This is a genomic window from Streptomyces sp. NPDC059456 (assembly GCF_042750055.1).
GTDB lineage: Bacteria > Actinomycetota > Actinomycetes > Streptomycetales > Streptomycetaceae > Streptomyces.
Map to the genome: position 1 here is coordinate 1 of NZ_JBHYVA010000568.1, position 5635 is coordinate 5635.

The window sequence follows — 5635 nt, forward strand, 5'->3', positions numbered from 1 at the left end:
TGAACCCGCGACCTCCACCTTGACAGGGTGGCGAGCTAACCAACTGCTCCACAGGTCCTTGATTTGCGGCCGCTGGGCGGCTGCGAATCAGACTGTACCCCAGCTCAGGGGGTGCAGTCGAACCCGGTCAGCGGGCCGGGCCCGGGGCGGCCGCGTCCACCGCCTTCACGATCCGCTTGTCGGAGATCGGGTACGCCGTCCCGAGCGCGTGCGCGAAGTAGCTGACCCGGAGTTCCTCGATCATCCAGCGGATGTCGGTGACCGCGGACGGCACCGGCCGGCCCTTCGGCAGCTGCTCCAGCAGCCACGCGTACTCGTCCTGCATCTCGTGGACCTTCTCCATGCGCGTGGTGTCGCGCTGGGCGCCCGTCGGCATCTGCTGGAGCCGCCGGTCCACCGCCACCAGGTAGCGCATCAGGTCCGGCAGCCGCCGCAGGCCCGTCAGGGTCACGAAGCCCGCCGGCACGAGGGCCGCCAGCTGCGTCCGCACGTCCTGCACGTTCGCCACCAGGGCCAGGCTGTTGGTCGCCTTCAGGCGGCGCTCACAGGCCTGCCAGGCGGCCAGTACCTGCTGCACCTGGGCCACCGTCCGCACCGTGGTGTCCACGAGGTCCGCGCGCACGGCCTCGTAGAGCTTGCGGAAGCCCGGCTCGTCCCAGGCCGGGCCGCCGTGGTCGGCGATGAGCCTGTCGGTCGCCGCCGTCGCGCAGTCGTCGAACAGCGCCTGGATGGAGCCGTGCGGATTGCGGGACAGGGCCAGCTTCTGCTGGTTCGTCAGATGGTCCGAGGCGAACTTCGCCGGGTTCACCGGGATGTTCAGCAGGATCAGCCGCCGGGTGCCCAGCCACATCGCCTGCTGCTGCTCGGCCTCCGTGTCGAAGAGCCGTACGGACACCGTTCCCGCTGCCGCTCCCCCGTCGTCGACCAGCGCCGGGTACGCCCTCACCGGCTGGCCCGCCCGCCGGGTCTCGAAGACCTTCGTCAGCGTGCCGATCGTCCAGTCGGTGAGCCCGGAGCGCTCCACCGACTCCCCGCCCGCCCGCTCGGCCGTGGCCGCGGCGGCCTGGGAGAGGGCCTGGCGGGCCTTCGGCTTCAGCTTCAGCCGCAGGGCCTCCAGGTCCTTGTCCTCGGCGAGGTTCCTGCGACGCTCGTCAATGATCCGGAAGGTGATCTTCAGATGGTCCGGGATCCGGGACAGGTCGAAGTCCTCGGCGGAGACGGGGACCCCGACCATCCGCTGGAGCTCGCGCGCCAGGGTCACCGGCAGCGGCTCCTGGAGGGGAACCGCCGTGTCCAGGAAGCGGCCCGCGAAGTTCGGCGCGGGCACGTAGTGACGGCGGATCGGCTTCGGCAGCGAGCGGATCAGCTCGGTGACGACCTCCTCGCGCAGGCCGGGGATCTGCCAGTCGAAGCCCTCGTCGGTGACCTGGTTCAGCACCTGGAGCGGGATGTGGACGGTCACGCCGTCCGCGTCCGCACCCGGCTCGAACTGGTAGGTCACCCGGAACTTCAGCTGCCCCTGCCGCCAGGAGTCCGGGTAGTCGGCCTTGGTGACCCCGGCCGCCTTCTCGGTCAGCAGCATCTCGCGCTCGAAGTCGAGGAGCTCGGGCTCCTCGCGCCGCTTGTGCTTCCACCACGAGTCGAAGTGCGCCCCGGAGACCACGTGCTCGGGGATCCGCTGGTCGTAGAAGTCGAAGAGGGTCTCGTCGTCGACCACGATGTCGCGGCGCCCCGCCCGGTTCTCCAGCTCCTCGACCTCGGTGAGGAGCTTGCGGTTGTCGGCGTAGAACTTGTGGTGGGTCCGCCAGTCGCCCTCGACCAGCGCGTTGCGGATGAACAGCTCGCGCGAGACCTCGGGATCGATCCGGCCGTAGTTGATCTTCCGCTGGGCGACGATCGGCACGCCGTACAGCGTCACCTTCTCGTACGCCATCACGGCCGCCTGGTCCTTCTCCCAGTGCGGCTCGCTGTACGTGCGCTTGATCAGGTGCTGGGCGAGCGGCTCGACCCACTCGGGCTCCACCTTGGCGTTCACCCGGGCCCACAGCCGCGAGGTCTCCACCAGCTCCGCCGACATCAGGAACTTCGGCTGCTTCTTGAAGAGCGCCGACCCCGGGAAGACCGCGAACTTGGCGGACCGCGCCCCCAAGTACTCGTTCTTGTCGGTGTCCTTGAGCCCGATGTGCGAGAGCAGGCCGGCCAGCAGGGAGATGTGCACGCTCGTCTCGGGGGCGTCGCCCTCGTTCACGTGGATGCCCATGGTCTTGGCGACCGTGCGCAGCTGCGAGTAGATGTCCTGCCACTCGCGGATCCGCAGGAAGTTCAGGTACTCCTGCTTGCACATCCGGCGGAACGAGGACGAGCCGCGCTCCTTCTGCTGCTCGCGGACGTAGCGCCACATGTTCAGGTACGAGAGGAAGTCGCTCGTCTCGTCCTTGAAGCGGGCGTGGTTCTGGTCGGCCTGCGTCTGCTTGTCCGAGGGCCGCTCGCGCGGGTCCTGGATGGACAGGGCCGCCGCGATGACCATGACCTCGCGGACGCAGTTGTTCTTGTCGGCCTCGACGACCATGCGGGCCAGCCGCGGGTCCACGGGGAGCTGGGAGAGCTGGCGGCCCATCGGCGTGAGCCGCTGCCCCTTCCTCCCCTCCGGGGAGGTCTTCTCGCCCGTCTCCAGCGCGCCGAGCTCCTGGAGCAGCTGGACGCCGTCGCGGATGTTGCGGTGGTCCGGCGGGTCGATGAAGGGGAACTTCTCGATCTCGCCGAGGCCGGCCGCGGTCATCTGGAGGATGACGGAGGCCAGGTTCGTGCGCAGGATCTCGGCGTCCGTGAACTCGGGACGGGAGAGGAAGTCGTCCTCGGAGTAGAGCCGGATGCAGATGCCGTCGCTGGTGCGGCCGCAGCGGCCCTTGCGCTGGTTGGCGCTGGCCTGCGAGATCCGCTCGATGGGCAGCCGCTGCACCTTGGTGCGGTGGCTGTAGCGGGAGATCCGGGCGGTGCCCGGGTCGATCACGTACTTGATGCCGGGGACGGTCAGGGAGGTCTCGGCGACGTTCGTGGCCAGGACGATCCGGCGCCCCGTGTGCTGCTGGAAGACGCGGTGCTGCTCGGCGTGCGAGAGGCGCGCGTACAGGGGCAGGACTTCCGTGAAGCGGAGGTTGCGCTTGTTCAGGGCGTCCGCGGTGTCGCGGATCTCGCGCTCGCCGGAGAGGAAGACCAGGACGTCGCCGGGCCCCTCGGACTGGAGTTCGTCCACGGCCTCGCAGATCGCCGTGATCTGGTCGCGGTCGCTCTCCTCGGAGTCCTCCTCCAGCAGGGGCCGGTAGCGGACCTCCACAGGGTAGGTACGGCCGCTGACCTCGACGATCGGGGCGTCCCCGAAGTGCCGGGAGAACCGCTCCGGGTCGATCGTCGCCGAGGTGATCACGACCTTGAGGTCGGGACGCTTCGGCAGCAGCTGGGACAGGTAGCCCAGCAGGAAGTCGATGTTGAGGGACCGCTCGTGGGCCTCGTCGATGATGATCGTGTCGTACGCGCGCAGCTCGCGGTCCGTCTGGATCTCGGCGAGCAGGATGCCGTCGGTCATCAGCTTGACGAAGGTCGCGTCCTGGTTCACCTGGTCGGTGAAGCGGACCTTCCAGCCGACGGTCTGGCCGATCTCGGACTTCAGCTCCTCGGCGATGCGTTCCGCGACCGTGCGGGCGGCGATCCGGCGGGGCTGGGTGTGCCCGATCATGCCCCGGACCCCGCGGCCCAGCTCCATGCAGATCTTGGGGATCTGGGTGGTCTTGCCGGAACCGGTCTCACCGGCGACGATCACGACCTGGTGGTCGCGTATCGCCTCGGCGATCTCGTCCTTCTTCTGGCTGACGGGCAGGTTCTCGGGATACGTGACCTCCGGCATCCGCGAGGCACGGCCGGCCAGTCGCGCGGCGGCCTTCTCGGCCTCCGCGGCGATCTCGTCGAGCACGGCCTGCTTGGCCTCGGGCTTGCGGATGCGGCGGGCGCCTTCGAGGCGGCGGCCGAGGCGGTGCGCGTCGCGGAGGGAGATCTCACCGAGAAGCGTCTGCAGGGCGGCGAAGGAAGTAGACATACCTGATCGAGGATCTCACCCGCAGGCGCCGGGTGGCGAACGCATTTGTGCACCCTCCCCGTACCATTTCGGGACGAGATCACCTGAACCGTCCCGCCGACCGAGTGAGAGGCCCGTCATGTCCCGCCTGCGTGCCGTGGTCGCTGCGCTGGCGATATGGGCAACGGCCCTGACCGCCCCCACCACCGCCACGGCGGCCCCGGGCCTCGCGGCCCAGGGTCCCGTGGTGCCCGGGGCCGTGGTCCGGCCCGCCGGATCCGCTTCCGCTGCCGCCGCGGCTTCGGCCCGTGCGGCCGTGCGGCCTGGCGTGGCGGCCCCGGCTCTCCGTCCCGGCGGTGCCGGCCCGGTCGTGCCGGCGCTTCGTTTCGGCGGTGCCGGCCCGGCGCGGCCGGTCCCGGCGGCTGCCCGGCCCGCCGCAGCCGCGGCTTCGGCCCACGCGGACGTGCGGCCCGCCGCCGCAGGCTCGGCACTTCGTCCCGGCGGCTCGACGAAGGCGGGCGCGGCGCCCGCCGGAGTGGTGCGGGTGGGTGAGGGGGTCCGGGGTGGGCGGGGGCCCGGGTGTGAGCCCGGTTCGCAGCGGCCGCAGGTGCCGGCCGGGCCGGTGCGCGGCGAGCACGGGCACGTTCCCGCCGGGCGGCCCGCGGTGGAGCAGCTCTGGGACGACCGGACGCCGCCCGCTCGGGTGCGCGCCCGCGGGCCCGACCGGGTGGCGCCGGGGCCCGTGGAGCTGTCCGTGATGCGGGTGTAGCGGACCGGCCCTTCCGCCGGTCCCTTCCCATCCGTAGCTCTGGAGCACCCGTATGTCTTCTTCCCCTTCCCCTTCTTCCTCCTCTTCCGCCTCCGTCCGCAGGCGGCTGCTGATCTCCGCCGGGGTCGCGCTCGGCGCCGTCACCCTCGGGGTCGTGTCCTGGCAGGCCACCGCCCCCGCCGACAAGGCGCCGGGCCGGTCCGCCAGCACCCCGGGAGCCACTCCGGGGGCCCGGGCCGAAGCCGCCGCCGGGCTGAAGGCGCTCGCCCGCCGCGAGGGCGGCGACAAGCTCGCCGCCGGCCGTCCCGACGCCCCCGTCGTGCTGATCGAGTACTCCGACTTCAAGTGCGGCTACTGCGGCAAATTCGCCCGCGACACCGAGCCCGAGCTGGTCAGGAAGTACGTCGAGGACGGCACCCTGCGCATCGAGTGGCGCAACTTCCCGATCTTCGGCGCCGAGTCCGAGGCCGCGGCCAAGGCGGCCTGGGCCGCCGGGCAGCAGGACCGGTTCGCAGCGTTCCACGCGGCCGCGTACGCCGCCGGCTCCAAGGAGAAGGGCTTCGGCCGGGACCGGCTGCTGGAGCTGGCCCGCGAGGCCGGGGTTGCGGACCTGGAGCGCTTCGAGGAGGACATGGCCGGCGAGGCCGCCGCTGCCGCCCTGCGCAAGGACCAGGAGGAGGGCTACCGCATCGGCGTCACCTCCACCCCGTCCTTCCTGGTGGGCGGGCAGCCGATCGCGGGCGCCCAGCCGCTCGACGCCCGAGGCGCGGCCACCGCCCAACGCCAATGGCACGCCG

Annotated in this window: 3 protein-coding genes; 2 read left to right on the forward strand and 1 reads right to left on the reverse strand. The window is 71.4% G+C overall.

Annotated features, from left to right (window positions below; genetic code table 11):
• Positions 1-127 precede the first annotated feature (127 nt).
• A complete protein-coding gene (gene hrpA / locus ACFXA3_RS33580; RefSeq protein WP_385193121.1) occupies positions 128-4090 on the reverse strand; it encodes an ATP-dependent RNA helicase HrpA in 3963 nt (1320 codons plus the stop codon).
• Positions 4091-4691: 601 nt separating this feature from the next.
• Here hrpA and ACFXA3_RS33585 point away from each other — a divergent pair.
• Complete coding sequence (locus tag ACFXA3_RS33585; RefSeq protein ID WP_385193124.1) at positions 4692-4838, forward strand: hypothetical protein; 147 nt, start codon at positions 4692-4694, stop codon at positions 4836-4838.
• Between the two features lie 52 nt (positions 4839-4890).
• The coding region (locus tag ACFXA3_RS33590) for a DsbA family protein (RefSeq protein ID WP_385193126.1) at positions 4891-5635 on the forward strand (745 nt) is incomplete at its 3' end.

Excerpts from the sequence above, each read along its gene's own strand:
- hrpA (WP_385193121.1), bottom strand. The coding sequence starts at position 4,090 with ATGTCTACTTCCTTCGCCGCCCTGCAGACGCTTCTCGGTGAGATCTCC.